Genomic DNA, 16,845 nt, shown 5'->3' with positions numbered 1-16,845 from the left:
CGGCCCCGCAGCTCCGACCCGCCACGGGCGACGCACGGACAACAAAGCGGGTGTTCTGGGGAACATTCCGGGGTCCACGGCACTCCTATCTCCGACCAACATGCCGCGCGCCGCCCGCGCAGCGGCACCCACGACCGAGGAGAAGTACCGTGACCAGCCCAAACGACCCGCTCAGCGACATCTTTTCGCAGATCGCCGCCGACGACGCGGTTGACCCGGCGGTCTTCGACCAGAGTCTCGAAGCCGCCTTCGACCACGACGGTTCCGGTTTCGACGAACTTGTGCCCGACAACGACGACAGCTCCACCGAGGGCGATCTCGTTGCCGGTGTCGATGGCGGCGATGTCGACTCCCATGACGATGCCTTCGAGACCGATGACGCCGACATCGACGGCGATGCAACCGACTTCTCCATCGGCCCCGACCTCACCGACGACTACTCCACGGGCGACGACCTGACCCTGTGAACCCGATGTTGTGCCCTTCTGGCGACCAAAACCCCAGGTCGAGGCCGCCACAAGGGCACAACATCTGGGAGGGGCGGGCTAGCGCAGGTGGTCGATCAGGACGTCGGGGTTGCCCTGCGACCACACGGTGACGATGGTGAGGCGCTTGATCCGCCAGATGTCGCCGTCGCGGACGAGCTCGGCGTCGTATTTGTTGCCCATCATCACCTGGTCGGTGGTGTGCCGTGATGGCCCTTCACCCGGGCGGAAATGCTGGGCCATCGCGTAACAGTTGAGGACGGCACGGTCACCGTCTACGCGAACCCGGAAATTCGACAGTGCGTGCATGGTGTCGAGCGGTCCCATCGACATCAGCAACATCCCGACCACCGACTCGCGGCCCTCGATCGGGGGGAATCCACTGTCCTCGTCGCCGACCCGGCTGACGTCGAACAAGACGTCGTCGGTGAATGCCGACTCGAGCAGACCTCGGTCGGCGGCGTCGAGACCGAACGCGAAGCGATTGAGGGCATCCTCGGGCTCGGCGGTGGCGGGAATGGTGTCGATCGTGGCGGGGATTGCCTCAGGCATCTTGCAGAATCTCCAGCAGTTTGGCGCGAGCCCGGTTGATCCGGCTCTTCACAGTCTGCACGCCCACCCCCTGCTGGTCGGCTATTTCCTGATATGAGAGATCGCCGAACTCGCGCAACACGATTGCCTCCCGGAACTCCAGCGGCAACGCGGCCAGCGCGGTGCGAACCCGGTCGACGTCGGTCACCTGGGCATCGATCCGGGGCGCAGCCGACTCGAACTCCGGTGGACCGTCTGCGGAGGTGTCGAGACGCTTGCGGATCACCGCGAGTGCGGCGTTCGCGGCGATCCGGTACATCCAACTGGTGAACTTCGAGTCGCCACGGAACTTGCCGATGTTCTGCCAGGCAGCGATCAGCGCGTCCTGCAGGGCGTCCTCGGCGTCGTGTCGGTTGGCGGTGATCCGTAGGCAGACGGCCCAGATCTGGTCGCGGTTGCGGGTGACGAGTTCACCGAAAGCCGCCTGGTCGCCTTCTTGACTGCGTAGTACCAGGTCACGCTCGCTCATGTCGGTCACTTGATAAATGTCGCAGACACCCCGGGATACGGCAGAGTTATCGGCAGCGAAACCGATCCATCGACTGACCCTTTTACTCGATCGAATCTGGAGTGACCGTGAACGCAGGTGCCACCGCCCACGCGGCCGAAGCCCTGGCCGCTGCGACCGAGACGCTGCGCAAGTACGGCCAGACGAAGGCCGCCGAGTTGGCCCAGGCCCGCTTCCGCGCAGCCGGCTCGGCAGCTGCGGTGGTCTTCGTCGGTGAGGTGAAGCGCGGCAAGAGCACCCTGGTGAACTCGCTCATCGGCCGGGCCGACCTCGCCCCCGTCGGTGTCGACATCACCACCAGCGCGAGCGTGTGGTTCTCGCCACCCGACGACACGCTTGCGGCCGGCACCGCCCGCCTGGTCTTCGGCGATTCCGATCAGGTGATCCCGGTCGACCAGCTCCCGGAATGGGTGACGATGGGTGGCCGCCACGTGCTCGACCCGACGATCGAGGCGTTGCCCACCGAGGCCGTGGTTGCCGTCGACCCGTTGCACCTCCCCGGTCTAACCCTGGTGGACACACCGGGCGCCGGCGGCCTGGACCCACGGCACGCGCGCCTGGCACTGACCGCCGCGCGCCGCGCCGGGGCGATCGTGATGGTGTGTGACAGCGCCGCTCCCCTGACGGCACCGGAGATCGAGTTCCTCAGGACCGCTACCGAGACCTCCGGTTCCGTGGTGGTGGCGATGACGAAGATCGACAAGAACCGCCGCAACTGGCGAACCATCGCCGAGGAGAACAGGACGATAGTCCGCAGCCAACTCGGTCGCGATGTCCAGGTGATCGGAGTGTCCGGGGTGCGCGCGCTTGCTGCGTTGACCGAACCTGCGGACACCCGCGAGGAAATCCTCACGGCCTCGGGCATACCGGCGCTGCGCGACGCCATCACCGGCTTGCTGGACAACGCCGAGATCGCGCCGCAACTCGACGGACTGCAGGTCTGCCTGAGCGGCATGCATCGGATGAAGACCCGCCTCGACACCGAGATCGCTGTGGTGCAGGGCAATTCGAGCGCACTCGACGACCTGAACGAAAAAAAGGCACAGCTCAAGGCGCTTCGCGAGCACGGCACCGAGTGGGACCAGCACCTCTCCCGCGACATCACCCTCGCCCGTCAGCGGGCCGTGGCCGTACTCGACGCCGATTTCAACAAGATCAAGGAAGACTGGAGCGCACGGATCAACGGCGAGGGGTGGCGCATCCTGCGCAAGCAACCACAGGTGTTCACCGCCGCCATCATGTCCGACCTACAGGCCGCGTCGGCGCGGGCATTCGACACCTTCGCGACCTCGCTACACGACATCGTCTCCCGGCTGTTCGGCAACGACGAGCACTGGGAAGACATCATGGACACCGTTGCGAGCGCGCTGGTGGCCGAGGACATCAATTCCCCAGAGGTGCAACGGAAGTGGAAAGACGTCGTCGATCCCAGCGCCATGATGATGGGCTTCATGGGGGCGAACCTGCTCACCGGCGGAATGGTCGGCGGCGCGATCTTCGGCAGTCTCGCGATGGCGGCCGTGCTGCCGATCGGGCTCGTGGCCGGAGGTGTCTGGTTGTCGGTGAACCTGGGCTACCGCGCCATGCGCAACGGACGCCAGCACCTCATCACCTGGCTGCGCGAAACACTGTCGCTCGCCAACAAATCGACTCTGCGTGTGATCGACCGAACCGTCGCGACCGCGCGCCCGGAAATCGTGGTGGCCTATCGCCGTCACCTGCGTGCCCAGACCGATGAGATCACCGAACAGATCAACGCCGGAGCCGAAGCGGCAAAGGAAGACAAGGCAACCCGCGACAAGCGGGTGCGCGGTCTGACCCGTCGCCTCACCGAGATCGTCTCTCTCATCGAACAATTGGACGCCGCCATCGCCGGGCTCAAAGCCGATGCCCGACGCAGCGATGTGGACCTGGGCGAGCATGTGGCTCTCGAGAAGGACCCGGTACTCGGCACAGAGCCGGCCTCCATCGGTGACACCCCGTGAGCCGGCCCCACGAAGGGCGACGGACCCGGCCCCATGCTCTCCGTGATCAGCTCACCGCGGCGCTGGCAGAGATCGCACGAATCGACCGCCCCTTGGCTCGCAGCACCGCTCAGATCCGCGACACCCTGTGGGCGCCGCCGCGTGTGGTGGTCGTCGGGCGGGTGAAGGCAGGCAAGTCCACGCTCGTCAATGCCCTTATCGGCGACCTGGTGGCCGACACCGCGGCCACCGAGTGCACCAAGGTCGTTGCGGTGTACCAGGACGGTGCGCCGGCGCGCGCCGAGGCGGTGAAGATCGGCGGCGCCCGGCACACCGTCCGGCTGATCGACGGCAGACCCACCGAATTGGGTTGTCCGACAGATCAGGTCGCCTATCTCGACCGTTTCCTGCCGAGCCGACTGCTGCGCAGCATGGTGCTGATCGACACCCCCGGACTGGCGACCATCACCACCGGTAACGAGCAGGCCACCCGCCGCGCACTGATCGACGGGTTCGGGCAGACCCGCGACGCGTCGGTGAACGCCGACGCGGCGATCTTCCTGTTCGACGCGACGCCGCGCGCCGACGAAGTGCAGTTCCTGCGCGAGCTGGGTTTCTCGGCGGTCAACACGATCGGGGCCCTGGCCAAGGCAGACACCCTGGGCGAGGGCGCGTTCGGCGACGTCGATCCCATCGACGCGGCACGAGCACAGTCCGCCGTGATCGCCGAATCGATGTCGGCGAGCCTGCTGACGGTGCAGCCCGTCGCCGGACTGTTGGCGCAGACGGCGCAGACCGGCCAGTTCACCGAATCCGATGCCGACGCACTGGCGGCACTGGCCGGGCTCTCCGACACGGCGCTCGAGCTCTGGCTGGAAGCAGAGACCCCCTCCATCGGCACCGACGCCGAGCGCGACCGACTACTGGACCTGTTGGGCGAGTACGGTTTACGGCACGCCAGAAAGCTCGCCCCGCGCGGCGCCCACGCGGTCAACTCATGGCTGCAGCAGCGTTCGGGAGTCGATGAGCTCCGGGCGAACATCGAACTCGATCTCACCCGGTCGGTACTCATCACGCGAGCTGTGCGGGCGTGCACCGAGATCGAGCATCTGGCGTTGACCCATCCTGCAGGCGGGCAGATCCGGTCGTACCTGCGGCAGGTTCGTCAGACCCCTCAGGCACACACCATGGCCGAGTTCAAGGCGATGCACGCCCTGACCCGATCGGACCCCGAGTCGCCTTGGGTCGGCGAGTTACGGCAGATCCTGATCGGCTCGGGTATCGCGGGACGGATCGGACTGCCGCACACCGCTGACCGCAATACCGTTGCGGCCGAGCTGGATCGACGCCTTCGCCAGGTCCATGAGGCCGGCCTCATGGGCGGGTCCGCGGCCGAGGAGCAGGCGGTGGCCGTACTCTTGCGCACCTACTCGATGATGCGTCGCGCGATCTGATCCGGGCGTCCCGTCACACCGCCAGCGCGGCAAGCATCTCCCGGACCGCCCGCGGCCACCCGAAGTCTTCGGCACGCCGCCGGGCGGCCTCCCGGCGGGGGGCCTCGGGCCGGGACAACACATCACCGATGCCATGGGCGAAACCCTCGGGCGAGTTCTCTGCCACGAACCCGCACCCTCGATCGAGGACCTCGGCGAGCGCCGACGTGGCGGAGACGACTGCCGGTGTCCCCGAGGCAAGGGATTCGAGCGCCGACAACCCGAAGGTCTCGTGCGGTCCCGGGGCCAGTGCCACATCCGCGGACGCCAGCAGCCGGGCGAGTGCCAGCTGGTCGGTGATGAACCCCGCGAATTCAACGGGCAGACCGGCGGCGCGGCGTTCGAGCCGACCTCGCATCGGCCCGTCGCCCGCGATCACCAACCGGGCGTCGACTCCGTTGTCGCGCAGCACACCAAGCGCGTCGATGCTCCCGTCCACGTGCTTCTCGACCGACAATCGTCCGCAGTGGACCAAGAGCGGCTGATCCGTCCTCGCCCACCGGGCACGAGTGCCTGCGTCGCGACGATCGGGGTGAAAGGTCTGGAGATCCACGCCCAGCGGGACCCGCCTGACATTGGTCGCGCCGATCCGGTCGAACTCTTCGCGGGCGAAGTCGGTGGTGCACACCACCGTGTCGTACGACTGCGCGGTGCGGCGGTTGGCCACGTCGGCCAGCCGTCGCGCGGCCTGTGCAGGCATCACCTGACCGAGCATGCGGTCGAGGCGTTCGTGGGAGATCATCGTGCTGGCGACATCTCGGCGCCGAGCCCATTGCCCGAGCCCACGTAGCGTCAGCCGGTCGGACACCTCGATGGCGTCGGGTCGCATGGCAGCGGCGACGTCGACCACGGGCCGCATCCGCGCCACCCGATATCCTCCGGTGAACGCAACCCTGGGAGCAGGGACGGTGATCCGCACGACTCCGGACGCCAACTTCTCCTCGGTGTGCAGTGGTCCCGGAACGATCAGCGTCACGTCGTGCCCTGCCGCGCAGTACCCGGCCCCGAGTTGATCGACCGCAGTCCGGAGGCCCCCGGACCGGGGGCCGTAGAAGTTCGCGACCTGCACCACTCGCATCCTCGGACTGTGTCGCGAGCAGAAGAGCTTGATGCATCCGCCGATCGAACGCGGACTCAACAAAACGTGAACTCTGATCACCTCGGCACAACCGGTGGAACAGGAGCCTTCGCCGGACCTGTGCGTTTTGGGGCCCCGCAGGCCGGGTAATCCGCCGGGAGCCGCCAGACACAAGACGCCCTGAAGATCCACTTCTGATCGGAGCAGCACTGTGCTGAGCAAAGATGTCGCCCCGGGCATCCACATGTTGACCTACGCCTCCACGAATCTGTATCTCGTGGAGTACGACGATCGGGTGCTGATCGTGGACTCCGGATTGCCCCGGGTGTGGCCGCACCTGATCTCAGCCCTGGACGAACTGGGCCGCAAGCCCGACTCGGTCGAAGGAATAGTGCTGACCCATGCGCATTTCGACCACGTGGGCACCGCACGTCGGGCGCAGAAGGAGTGGAATGTGCCGGTGTGGGTGCACACCGACGACGAACGGCTCGCCCGGCACCCCTACCGCTACCAGCACGAGAAGACGCGGCTGCTATACCCCCTTCGGTATCCGGCATCCATTCCCGCGCTCGGGCGGATGACCATGGCCGGGGCACTGATGGTTCGGGGAGTACTCGATCCGACCCCGATCACCACCGACCAGGTGCTACCCGGGGCGCCGGTGGTCATCCCGACGCCGGGACACACCGTCGGTCACATCGCTCTGCACTTCCCCGACCGCGACGCCCTGATCGCCGGCGACGCACTGGTCACGCTCGATCCCTACACCGCCCAGCCCGGACCACAGATCGTTGCCGGTGCCGCGACAGCAGACAGTGGTCGCGCCCTGGGTTCGCTGCAAAAGCTCGCCGATACGCACGCGTCGGTGGTGCTGACAGGACACGGTGAACCCTGGAACGACGGCATCGAGGCGGCCGCCGACCTCGCCCTCTCGCGCGGTCCGCACTGAGTTCTCCCGGCTCGATCCGCCGGGCAGCAAATCTTCCTGAGATTTTCTGCGAACAACCGGAACATTCACGCCACCGGGTTTCTCCTATTCACAACACAGCAAAGCCACCACGGCCTGCACCCGCCCCGCACACAAGGAGAACCCGATGTCCGACAACAGCATCCCCGAAATCGCCGAAGACGCCACCGTCCTCGAGGTCTTCGACATCGACGGCGACGGAGTCGTCGAGTCCGCCCTGGTCGATGTAGACGCCGACGGTTCCGGCGACGCACTCATCCAGGATTACGACCAGAACGGCGAGCCGGAGACCATCGCCTTCGACACCGACGGCGACGAGCACCACGAGACGGCGGTCTCCGACACCGACGAGGATGGCGAAGTCGACACGGTCTTCGTCGACGAGGACGTCGACGGTGTCCACGACGTGGCCTTTGTCGACGAGAACCAGGACGGTGAGGTGGACGCCGTCTACACCCACGACATCACCACCGACGAGTGGACCGAGGTCGACCCCTCCACCGTCGAGACGCCCGACACCAGCGCTCTTTAGATTCACGAACGATCACAGGAGTTGTGAACCATGTCTGATTCGGTCCACCCCGAGCCGTCCCCTAAGGATCCGCCGGCCGAGTACAGCGGCCACTCCGACGTCGTCGAGCCGCCCTACGTTGACGAACCGCCTTACGTCGTCGAAACAGCCGACTTCGACGGAAACGGCTACTCCGAGTCCGCGCTGCTCGACACCGACGGTGACACCGTCGGCGACACGATCGTCCAGGACTTCACCGAAGACGGGGAAGCCGAGACCATCGCCTACGACACCGACGGCGACGGGTTCAGCGAGACGAGCCTGTCCGACCTCGACCAAGACGGGACGGCGGACACCGTCTTCGCCGACCTGGACCAAGACGGTGTGCACGACCTGTCGGTCACCGACTCCGACCAAAACGGCATCCCCGACGGGTTCACGTTGCTCTGACGAGCACCCAACGCCCCGCCTCAACCCGGACCGCATTCGTCGGTCATTCGACAGCAGGACAATCGGCCGCCGTCAGCCCGGTGATCAACTAGGTTGACGGTGGCCGAGTCCGCTGTCCCAATCGTCATTCCCCACACTGAATCCTGAAACCGGAAGGACCCATCACCGATGTCGAACCAATGGTGGCTGGCTATCGACTTCGGCACGTCCAATACCGCGGCGGCCGCCTACGAACCCGGGCACGGCGCGCCGCAGGTGGTGCCGCTCTCGCACAACAGCGACATCATGTCGTCGTCGGTCTACGCAGACTCCTATCGCAACATCGTGGTCGGCGAGGCCGCGGTCAATCAGGCCGGCAACAACCCGGCGGCGTTCATCACCCATCCCAAGCGGCACATCAACGCCGGAACCGTTCCGGTCGGCAATCTGGATCTTCCGTTGGAGAATCTCATTGCTGCCGTGCTCAATTCGGCTTTGACACGCGCGGCGGAGAGGCGCGGTGGCACCAGGCCGACGCGGTTGATCCTCACCCACCCCGTGGCATGGTCACCCGAGGAAGTCGACATCCTCACCCGCGCTGCCGAATTGATCGGCTTCGATCGATCTGCGGTCACGCTGATCTCCGAGCCACGCGCGGCCATCGCCCACTACACCAGCGCGATCGGCGATGCCGCCGACGCGGGCTCGACCACGGTTGTGGTCGTCGACTACGGCGGCGGGACATGCGATGTGGCGGTGGTGAAGCTCGGTGCGGGAGCCGCCGGCGGTGCCGGACCCATCGACCTCGTTGCCCACGACGGTAACAACGGTCTCGGTGGCAAGAACCTCGACGCGATGATCCGGCGTTGGGTGGACAAGCAACTCACCTCGCGGAACCCCGAACTGCTGGAGTACCTGCGCACGGGCGCCAACCTGTCCACCAAACGGGCGGTCGACGACAACATCCGGCGGGCCAAGGAATTGCTCTCGGAGTCGCCTCGGGCCGTCATCAACATCAGCGCCGGCGGCCATGAGGCCACCCTCGAACTCACCAGGGGCGAGTTCGAACAGCTCATCTCGCAGAACGTCGATGCCGTGGTGGAATTGACCTCCCGCACACTGGCCCGTGCCGGAGCCGGCCGCGACGTCCGGATCTATCTCACCGGCGGATCATCTCGGGTGCCGCTGGTGCACCAACGACTCGGCGAGCTCGGCACCGTCGCCACACTCGACAACCCGAAGACCGTCGTGGCCCTCGGTGCCCTCGAATCCGTTGTCGGACAACAAGAGGGATCGGCTTCAGCTTTGCCCGGCGCACCGATGCCGCCCGTCATCCCGGTCCCCCTGTCGAAATCACCCGAACCTCCCCGATCGGCCCCTGCAACCCCCTCGGCCCCGTCGACTCCGGAGTTCCCACCCACCCAACAGGCACCGATTCCTGCGGGAATCGAACCGCCGCCGCCATGGGGCGCCCCGGCTGCGCAATCCGGTGGTTACGCCCAGAACCCCTATGACAGTGCAGGAGCCGACCCCTACGCAGCCGGGCAGGCCGGTACCTACGGCCAAGAAGCCCCCTACGGACCGGCCCCGTTCGGCCAGGGGTCGCCGTACGGTTCTGCAGGCCAGCAGAATTCGGGCCCGTTGTACGGATCCGGCGGTGGTCAGCCCCCGTACGGCGGGGCCGCGCCGGCCACGCCGCCGAATCCCAACCGCAACCGGAACATCGCCATCGCCGCCATCGCGGCCGTGGTTGTTGTCTTGGTGGTGGTCATCCTCGGTGTGGCCCTGGCGAGTTCGGGAGGCGACGACGACCCGAAAGCACAACCGGGCCAGTCCTCCACAACGTCGACGACAACAACCACAACAACCACGCGGCGCACGCAGCCGACCACCGAGACCTCGACCGCATCAACATCGCTCGACGCCGACGATCAGGCGCTCGCCGATGCGAACACCGATCTCGTCGACATCACCACATGTGGCGAAAAGTCGCGACCGGACTACGCGTTGGCCGCGATCGTCTGCGACCCGGCGCCCGCCGTTGTGGCCGACGGCACCGGAGCGGTACGCGCCGAGAGCATCGTCATCATCGAGTCGTCGGACTCGAACATCAAGGCAATAGCCGACAAGGAGTACTCCGAAGGCAACTCGTCGGAGATGTTCTCCCGGCCTTTCGACGGCGGCACCACATATGCGTACTTCGCCGCGATGGACAACGGCGGCACCGGATACTTCGTGTACTCCGAGGCCAACTCGACGGTGACCTGGTGGGTGACCACCAGTCCTGATCAGGCAGCTTTCACCGCGTGGCTGCAGTCGGCCGGCATCTGTCTCTGCTGAATCGGCGCGAGCCCGGTACCGAGTCCAGCAAATAGCAGTCCAACAAAACAGTCCGCCCGTCGGCATTGCCGGCGGGCGGACTGGTTGTTCGAGAAGAAGAACGTAGGCGTTCAGTCGACTTCCTGGAACAGCGAATCGCCGTCGTCAGGGAATGCCTGACCCTGTCCCTGCACTCGCGACCCACCGTCGTGAACGATCAGACCGTCGTCGGTCTCCAGTTCCTGCACTCCGTCGGCGAGGACATTGTCGTCGGGTCCCTGATCATCGATCACCTCGTCGACCAGCTTCTCGGTCAGCTCGTCGTCGGGAGCGGCTGCGACAGGTACCTCAGGCTGTTCCTCGGGCTGCACGTCCGGGACCTCTTCGGCGATTCGCTCGTCAAGGGACTCGCCTTCGCGTTCCTCACTGTGCGTGGTGCCGAACTTGTCCGCTTCCGCCCAGTGCTCTGGGGGATCGACGACGTCGTCGTCACCATGATTCTTGAGGTCGTCGGAGTCGAGGCTCTCGCTTGGGCTCAGGGTGTCGCCAGGACCGTCTTCAATACTCATGGACACCGAATGCCCGTTTGCACGGCTGCCGAAACGCAGCGCTGCGGGCGCGAACGCCTACTTGCGCGAGGCCTGTCCGGTGGCGGGATCGACCTCGAGGATGCCACCGGCGAACTTGCTCTGGAAAACCTGGGTGACCGGCCCGAGCAGGGTGCTCAACGAGTCCTCGAGCGGTAGGCCGAGCACGCTCTCGCCGCCCTGTAGTGCAAAGTTCAGCAGGGCCAGGCCGCCGAGAGCATGTGCACCGGTGTCGGGACCAAAGAACACCGAGCCGTTCTGGAACTGCTGAACCGCTCCGGTTCCCGACGTGGTCGGCAGAATCGGCCCGAGCGCTTCCCCGAGCACACCTGAGCTGCCGCCCAGTTCGGTGAACTTGCCACCGATGGCTGCTTCGGCGAGAGCCAGCAGTTCGCTGACGAGATCTCCGGTCCCGGTACCCGGCGTTGCGGGCAGTTCGCCGGTGGGCAGCGGGGTGCCGCCCGGCGTCGGGATGGCCGGCACGCCACCTGTGGGCGTGGAACCGACGCCGGAGGGAGGAGCAACGATCGCGGGCGGAGAGGTCTGACCCTGGACCGAGAAGAACGAGGAACGTAGCTGCAGCTTGGTGCGCACCTCCTGCGCCGGGACGTCGACCGTGCCGCCGGTCCCGCTGATCCGAACCATCGCTGCGCGGCCGTTCTCCGCGCCCATGCCGTAGGCCTCGATCACCTCGAAACCGGTGAGCGACCCGACACCGAAGGTGGAGGCGATGCTGTCCGAGCTCACAGTGGCGGTCCAGTCGCGGTACGGCGAGATGGTGTCGCCTTCGTCGAGCACCGCCGGGAAGTCCCGGCCGTCGGTGGCGCCACCGGTTGAGGAGGAGAACTCGGTGAAGGCCGGCTTCCCGTCCTTCATGAGGACCACACCGGCGGTGGCGTCGACAGCGGCGTTCGTTCGTGGGTCCTCGGCACCGAAACCGCCGTAGACCTGCGAGTTCTGGGTGTCGTCGATGGGCTTGCTGATGTCCATGGACGCAAGAGCATAGGTACGGGCGGCCACCGCCTGGGCCTTGAGCGCCTCGGCGCCGCCCTCGTCCGCCCAGCTGACGATGATCTCTTTGGGGACGACGCCCTTCACGTAGTCGTCCAGCGGCACGACGTTGATCACGCGGTCACCGTCGAATCCGAGTGAGCCCCGGAAGGTTTGGTTCGAACCACACATTTTCAGCAGTTCGGGCACCGGACGGCCTGGACCCGCGGTGATTGGCGACACCAGCGATCGAGGCAGCTCGACCGTCTGGACCACACCGCCACCGCATCCATCAGTGATGGTGGCGGTGGACCCGGACAAACTGACTGCTTGTCCGGGCGCCACCGCCACCTCACCGACCTTCAGGCCGGCATCCGCGAAGACATTGACCGACGACTCGCCTGTGAGAATTACCGAGACGTCGACGTTGTCCACCTTCCCCGCGGTGGTGCCGCCGTAGTAGTGACTCAGGATCTGAGTCGAGGACCAACCTTGTTTGGCGTAGCCGAACGCACCCCACTGACCCATCCCGCGTCCGTGGCCGTTGCCGTGTCCGATCAGCGTCACCTCGCCACCGACGGTGAGATCGACGTTCGATTTCACCGTCTGCGGCACTGCCCACATGGTCACGCCGGCGGCGAGCAACAGTGACACCCCGGCCGCAGCCGTCCGCCGCAGACCGGTGCCGAACACATCACGGCCCCCGATGGGGCGGGTTGTGTACAGCCCTGGAATGCGCGGCATAGATGTCCTCTCATCACTCGCCCACGGTCGCGGTCAGGCGCACGCGACAGCCGCGAGCATGTGACTAGTGGGACTGTTGTGACAGTAGTGAAGAAACAGCGGCCACAAAAGTCACATCGAGTAACAACAGCATCACGAGTTTCACGCCACGCCGAGAGCGGTCGTGGACTTCGGTGTCCGTAGAAGCCACGATTTGGCCGTCTGGCAAGTCGATGGGGAAGTCGACGTCGCCCACGAGACGCCAGTTTGGCGTGCGTGGGGGCGCCGGTGAAAAGACTGTCGATCAGTTACGACAATCAAGGGAGAACCACGTGCGCTACCGCCGACCGAAGCCGTCGATCGTCCTGGGGACGGTGGCCGCCGTCGTTGTGGCCAGCCCGGTTGCAGTCCTGGTCGGGGGAAGCGCGCCGAATTTCGCCGTCGACCCGACCGAGCCGCCCGCCGTCACCGCGACGACGATCAACCAGATCAACCTCAACGAGGTTCCGACGATCGTGCTGAACCTGGTCAAGTCCGGGCTCGCCGACGCCGGGGTGACCTTGCCCCCGATCGATGTCTCGGGCATCAAACTGCCCGACATTCCGCTGCAGATCCCACCCGGCCTCCTGCCGACCGATCTGCTCCCCTCGACCACCGCGCCGGGGACGATCACCACTTCGCCTTCGTCGCCATCGTCGACAGATGCGTCCAGCAGTGCTCCGGCCCCTGCGACCGGCGACGACGTCCCCGAGGGCGCGATCGTGAAAGAGGTGGGTCAATCAGACCCGTTCTCCATGGTCGGGCTGACCTGGCAGGGCGTCGCCAACACCACCGCCTACGTGCGCGCCAAACAGATCGACGGCAGTTGGGGCCCATGGGTCTCGGCCGACCGCGTCGACGGCGTGAGTGCCAAAGATCCGAACAAGCAGGGCACCGAACCGGTGTGGGTCGGCAAGACCAACCTGGTGCAGATCGCGGTCACCGACGACGGTGTCGCCGCCCCTGGCACCGGCACCGGATCCACCGAGGGGTCTGCGACGAGTTCGCCGGGTGGAACACCTCCCACCACCACAACCGGCCCCACCGATGAGGTGCCGACGACAACCACCACCTTCACCACTCCCCCGGTTCCCAAGCGCACCGACACCTCCATCCCTACCTCGACCGTCACATCAGGTGAGGTGGTGCCCCAGGCGTTCACGCCCAAGCAGGAACCGCTGCTCACCACCACCGGTGCACCCGGACAAAATGCGCTGCAGCAGGCGATCTCGACCATCAGTGCCGCATTGATCACACCCGGCACCGGCGCGGTCCTGGGATCACAGCCCTTGGCGGCTGATCCCGCCGCACCGGCCGCGGCGCCCGCCGTGGCGACACCGTCGGCCACTCCGCAGGTCATCACCCGGGCGCAGTGGGGCGCCGACGAATCCATCCGGTGCTCGGAGCCGACGTACGACGACACCCTCAAAGAGACTGTCGTGCACCACACTGCGGGGACCAACGACTACACCCGCGAGCAGTCCGCCGAGATCGTGCGCGGCATCTACGCCTACCACGCGCAGACCCTGGGCTGGTGCGACATCGGCTACAACGTGTTGGTCGACAAGTACGGTCAGATCTTCGAAGGCACCGCAGGCGGGTTGGACAAGAACGTCCAGGGCACCCACACCGGCGGCTTCAACAAGGACACGATGGGCCTGTCGCTGATGGGCAATCTCAACGAGATGGCTCCCTCGCCCGAGATGCTCGCTGCCGCAGGATCTTTCCTGGGCTGGCGTCTCCGGCTGGCGGGCCTGGATCCCCGCGGCACGGGCTCGGTGGTGTCGCAGGGCTTCGACGGGGCCTTGTTCGCGGCCGGTGAGACGGCGACGCTGCCGATCATCAGCGGGCACCGCGACTTCTACTCCACCGAATGCCCGGGCAACCTCGCTTACGAGGCACTCCCACAGATCCGCGAGATCGCCGCGTCGGGTGCCGCCGTGGTGACACCCCCGGCTGCCCCCGCCCCAGCGGACCCGGCGCCGGTGGAAAGCCCAGTGTCGGGCACCGAAAATCCTCAGGTGCTGTCCACCACCGACACCGGCGCCATCGCCCAGCAGTGGATGGCCACCGGCGGTCCCACCGGTGAACTCGGCAATGCCGTGACCACCGAGCAGACCACACCGAATGGCAGTGCCAAGTTCGTGGACTTCGAGAACGGCAAGATCTACTGGTCCGAGTCCACCGGCGCGCAGATCGTCAAGGGCGCCATCGCAAAAGCATGGGCCCTCATGGGCTTCGAGAACAGCCCGCTGGGCCTGCCCACGTCATCGGAGACAACGGGACCCGACGGCGTCACGCAGAGTTTCCAGGGCGGGACGTTGGTGTGGAACCTGGTCACCGGCATCGTGCGGGTGCTGCGTACCTACATCGACACGTTCAACGACACCTACGACGCCCAGCGCGAGGCGGCCGCGGTACCGACCGTACCGCCGGCAGGCTGACACCTGACGGATGGTTCCGGCTGTCGCGCAACGGTTCACACCGGTGCGCGACGCTCGGGGCCGCGCGCGGTCGGTGTCGCTAGAACCACCGGGCCAGCACCTGGCCCACCCCGCCGGAGTTGTTGTCGGGCGCGATCTCATCTGCCGCGGCGATGGCGGCAGGATGGCCACCGGCCATCGCAAAACCCCGGGTGACCCACCGCAACATCTCGACATCGTTGGGCATGTCTCCGAACGCGATCGATGCACCGGTCGGTAGGTCCTTCAGCTCGGCCAGCATCCGCAATCCGCTGGCCTTGCTGACGCCGGGTGCCGAGAGTTCGATGAGCCCGTTGTCGGTGGAGAACGTGACGTCGGCGAGGTCGCCCACCACCGCCTCCAGACGCCGAGCCATCTCGTCGCTGCTGAGTTCGGGGCGCCGGACCAACATCTTCACCGCGTTCTCCGACAGGACGTCGGCTTCACTCATCTCGATGTGGTCCGGATTGAGCCACGCGTGCTGATAGCCCGCGGTCGCGACAAACGGGGGCGTCGCCGCATCGTGTGCACTCTTGCCCACCCGCTCCACCGCCAGACCACACCCCGGGATCTGCTCGTAGGCAAGCGCGGCCAGCTGCTCGAGCACTGACGCTCCGAGTGTCGCCGAATACAGCACCTGGTCGGTCGCGACGTCGTAGACGATCGCCCCGTTTGCGCACACCGCAAGTGGCTCGACCTCGAGTTGGTCGGTGATCTCGGCTATCCACCGCGGCGGACGGCCGGTCGCGATCACAAACGTCGCACCCGCCGCCGTCGCCTTGGTGATCATCGTTCGCACGAGCTCGGGAACGGTGTTCTGGTTGTCGATGAGGGTTCCATCAACGTCGCTGGCGATCAGCGTGGGAGGCCCGGCGAACTCTGACAGCGTTTGATCCAATTGGGGCATTTCATCCATTTTGCCGCTTGTCGCGTCGGGCGGCCGAATCGGCTGCGTCCAGGGCGTCCGCCTCGGCCAGCGTGGGCGCACCGCCGCCGAGCCGGGCCGGCACCCAATACGCACCCGTGGGGTGTTCGCCGTAGCGTTCCTGGACGTCCGTGAGCATGTCCTGCATGGTCGACCGCAGATGGTCGGCCAGTCGGCGGGCCTCCACCGCATCCTCTCCACGCGGCCAGATCGGATCACCGAACTGCACGATGATCGGCGTGCGGCTACGACCCAGATTCCTCGGTCCACCCTTGGTGGCGATCCGCTGAGCGCCCCAGACGATGACCGGCATGATCGGCACCTCGGCATCCATCGCCATGCGCGCGACGCCCGACTTGAAGGTCTTGATCTCGAAACTCCGACTGATCGTCGCCTCCGGATACACACCCACCACCTCACCATCACGCAAGGCCTGCACCGCGAGTTCGTACGCCTGCGCCCCCGCGGACCGGTCCACCGGCACGGTGCGGGTGTGTTTGATGAGGAACCGCATGATCGCGATCTGCTGCATCTCCGACTTGATCATGAAACGCACGCGGCGACCCCGGTGGTGGACGCCCAATGCTGCGGGCAGAAAATCCACATAGGCCGTGTGGTTGATCGCGAGAACCACTCCGCCGGCGGCCGGCAACTTGTCGAGACCAAGAAACGTCAGCTTCAGGCCCTGCACCTTGACCAGGGTCTTGGCGGTGATCTCGAGCGCCCGGAATACCGGTTCCATGCGCTCAGGGTAACGGCCCAAAGGTGACGCGA

At 66.2% G+C, this 16,845-nt stretch carries 15 protein-coding genes; 8 read left to right on the top strand and 7 right to left on the bottom strand.

Going from position 1 to position 16,845, the window contains the following annotated elements:
* The first annotated feature begins 149 nt into the window (after positions 1-149).
* Positions 150-467, top strand: coding sequence for a hypothetical protein (locus ACVWY6_RS17660; protein ID WP_457539762.1), 318 nt, complete (start codon positions 150-152; stop codon positions 465-467).
* Between the two features lie 78 nt (positions 468-545).
* Here ACVWY6_RS17660 and ACVWY6_RS17655 read toward each other — a convergent pair whose 3' ends face one another.
* Both ACVWY6_RS17655 and ACVWY6_RS17650 read right to left on the bottom strand, forming a co-directional pair.
* Entirely contained in the window at positions 546-1,037 is a 492-nt protein-coding gene (locus tag ACVWY6_RS17655; RefSeq protein WP_062794740.1) for a nuclear transport factor 2 family protein, read from the bottom strand.
* Positions 1,030-1,545, bottom strand: a complete 516-nt coding sequence (locus ACVWY6_RS17650; RefSeq protein WP_062794739.1) for an RNA polymerase sigma factor — start codon at positions 1,543-1,545, stop codon at positions 1,030-1,032. Before ACVWY6_RS17650 ends, ACVWY6_RS17655 begins: the two co-directional genes overlap by 8 nt.
* A gap of 107 nt (positions 1,546-1,652) precedes the next feature.
* Between ACVWY6_RS17650 and ACVWY6_RS17645 the strand changes: the two genes are divergently transcribed.
* Positions 1,653-3,569, top strand: coding sequence for a dynamin family protein (locus ACVWY6_RS17645; RefSeq protein ID WP_457539760.1), 1,917 nt, complete (start codon positions 1,653-1,655; stop codon positions 3,567-3,569).
* On the top strand, positions 3,566-5,002 hold the full coding sequence (locus ACVWY6_RS17640) for a GTPase (RefSeq protein ID WP_457539758.1): 1,437 nt from the start codon (positions 3,566-3,568) through the stop codon (positions 5,000-5,002). Before ACVWY6_RS17645 ends, ACVWY6_RS17640 begins: the two co-directional genes overlap by 4 nt.
* 13 nt (positions 5,003-5,015) lie before the next feature.
* Here the strand turns inward: ACVWY6_RS17640 and ACVWY6_RS17635 are convergent, their stop codons facing one another.
* Complete coding sequence (locus ACVWY6_RS17635; protein WP_457539756.1) at positions 5,016-6,119, bottom strand: glycosyltransferase; 1,104 nt, start codon at positions 6,117-6,119, stop codon at positions 5,016-5,018.
* Positions 6,120-6,330: 211 nt separating this feature from the next.
* Between ACVWY6_RS17635 and ACVWY6_RS17630 the strand changes: the two genes are divergently transcribed.
* The 4 genes from ACVWY6_RS17630 (at position 6,331) to ACVWY6_RS17615 (ending at position 10,366) form a co-directional block, all read left to right on the top strand.
* Complete coding sequence (locus ACVWY6_RS17630; RefSeq protein ID WP_457539754.1) at positions 6,331-7,068, top strand: MBL fold metallo-hydrolase; 738 nt, start codon at positions 6,331-6,333, stop codon at positions 7,066-7,068.
* A gap of 145 nt (positions 7,069-7,213) precedes the next feature.
* A complete protein-coding gene (locus tag ACVWY6_RS17625) occupies positions 7,214-7,618 on the top strand; it encodes a hypothetical protein (protein WP_023954876.1) in 405 nt (134 codons plus the stop codon).
* A gap of 30 nt (positions 7,619-7,648) precedes the next feature.
* Positions 7,649-8,047, top strand: a complete 399-nt coding sequence (locus ACVWY6_RS17620) for a hypothetical protein (RefSeq protein ID WP_457539752.1) — start codon at positions 7,649-7,651, stop codon at positions 8,045-8,047.
* Positions 8,048-8,215: 168 nt separating this feature from the next.
* The gene (locus ACVWY6_RS17615; protein WP_457539750.1) at positions 8,216-10,366 is read left to right on the top strand and encodes an Hsp70 family protein; all 2,151 of its coding nucleotides are present in this window, start codon (positions 8,216-8,218) and stop codon (positions 10,364-10,366) included.
* Positions 10,367-10,476: 110 nt separating this feature from the next.
* On the opposite strand, the gene ACVWY6_RS17610 is transcribed toward ACVWY6_RS17615, so the two are convergent.
* Together ACVWY6_RS17610 and ACVWY6_RS17605 are read right to left on the bottom strand one after the other, a co-directional pair.
* Entirely contained in the window at positions 10,477-10,914 is a 438-nt protein-coding gene (locus tag ACVWY6_RS17610; protein WP_023954882.1) for a hypothetical protein, read from the bottom strand.
* A gap of 57 nt (positions 10,915-10,971) precedes the next feature.
* Positions 10,972-12,666, bottom strand: a complete 1,695-nt coding sequence (locus ACVWY6_RS17605) for a SpoIID/LytB domain-containing protein (protein ID WP_457539748.1) — start codon at positions 12,664-12,666, stop codon at positions 10,972-10,974.
* 311 nt (positions 12,667-12,977) lie between these two features.
* Here ACVWY6_RS17605 and ACVWY6_RS17600 point away from each other — a divergent pair, with 311 nt between their 5' ends.
* On the top strand, positions 12,978-15,128 hold the full coding sequence (locus ACVWY6_RS17600; protein ID WP_457539746.1) for an N-acetylmuramoyl-L-alanine amidase: 2,151 nt from the start codon (positions 12,978-12,980) through the stop codon (positions 15,126-15,128).
* A gap of 79 nt (positions 15,129-15,207) precedes the next feature.
* On the opposite strand, the gene ACVWY6_RS17595 is transcribed toward ACVWY6_RS17600, so the two are convergent.
* Entirely contained in the window at positions 15,208-16,053 is an 846-nt protein-coding gene (locus ACVWY6_RS17595; RefSeq protein WP_051406338.1) for a Cof-type HAD-IIB family hydrolase, read from the bottom strand.
* Between the two features lies 1 nt (position 16,054).
* Entirely contained in the window at positions 16,055-16,813 is a 759-nt protein-coding gene (locus ACVWY6_RS17590) for a lysophospholipid acyltransferase family protein (RefSeq protein ID WP_457539744.1), read from the bottom strand.
* Positions 16,814-16,845 lie beyond the last annotated feature (32 nt).

It is taken from the genome of Williamsia sp. R60, from assembly GCF_054063855.1.
Note: the sequence above shows the minus strand (reverse complement) of the source record. Positions and strands in the feature narration are given on the sequence as shown.

Coding starts and splice junctions, on each gene's coding strand:
- ACVWY6_RS17650 (WP_062794739.1), bottom strand. CDS start 1,545: ATGAGCGAGCGTGACCTGGTACTACGCAGTCAAGAAGGCGACCAGGCG.
- ACVWY6_RS17635 (WP_457539756.1), bottom strand. CDS start 6,119: ATGCGAGTGGTGCAGGTCGCGAACTTCTACGGCCCCCGGTCCGGGGGC.
- ACVWY6_RS17625 (WP_023954876.1), top strand. CDS start 7,214: ATGTCCGACAACAGCATCCCCGAAATCGCCGAAGACGCCACCGTCCTC.
- ACVWY6_RS17595 (WP_051406338.1), bottom strand. CDS start 16,053: ATGCCCCAATTGGATCAAACGCTGTCAGAGTTCGCCGGGCCTCCCACG.
- ACVWY6_RS17610 (WP_023954882.1), bottom strand. CDS start 10,914: ATGAGTATTGAAGACGGTCCTGGCGACACCCTGAGCCCAAGCGAGAGC.
- ACVWY6_RS17590 (WP_457539744.1), bottom strand. CDS start 16,813: ATGGAACCGGTATTCCGGGCGCTCGAGATCACCGCCAAGACCCTGGTC.
- ACVWY6_RS17605 (WP_457539748.1), bottom strand. CDS start 12,666: ATGCCGCGCATTCCAGGGCTGTACACAACCCGCCCCATCGGGGGCCGT.
- ACVWY6_RS17615 (WP_457539750.1), top strand. CDS start 8,216: ATGTCGAACCAATGGTGGCTGGCTATCGACTTCGGCACGTCCAATACC.
- ACVWY6_RS17620 (WP_457539752.1), top strand. CDS start 7,649: ATGTCTGATTCGGTCCACCCCGAGCCGTCCCCTAAGGATCCGCCGGCC.
- ACVWY6_RS17655 (WP_062794740.1), bottom strand. CDS start 1,037: ATGCCTGAGGCAATCCCCGCCACGATCGACACCATTCCCGCCACCGCC.